This is a genomic window from Microvirga pakistanensis (assembly GCF_004458765.1).
GTDB lineage: Bacteria > Pseudomonadota > Alphaproteobacteria > Rhizobiales > Beijerinckiaceae > Microvirga > Microvirga pakistanensis.
Genome location: NZ_SPJX01000359.1, coordinates 1 through 223 on the forward strand (window position 1 = coordinate 1; position 223 = coordinate 223).

The 223-nt window shown below is 67.3% G+C and carries 1 pseudogene; it reads left to right on the forward strand.

The annotated features are described in order from the left end of the window. Window positions 1-223 (forward strand): annotated as a pseudogene (locus tag E4K09_RS29250) (protein-L-isoaspartate O-methyltransferase); the annotation flags it as partial.

Genomic DNA, 223 nt, shown 5'->3' on the forward strand with positions numbered 1-223 from the left:
GACGGCGCCGGATGGCCGCGCGAGGATGTCGATGCGGTCTATGTGAACTTTTCCGTCGAAAAGCCCGCCGATGCCTGGATCGATCGCTTGAAGCCCGATGGGCGCGTCATCGTCCCTCTTGGTCTGCCCCGGCCCAGGCCGAGCTCCTGGGGAGGCACCCACGCCCTGCACGGCGCGGGCCTTCTCGTGACGCACCATGAGACAGGATTGGCGGTGCGATGGC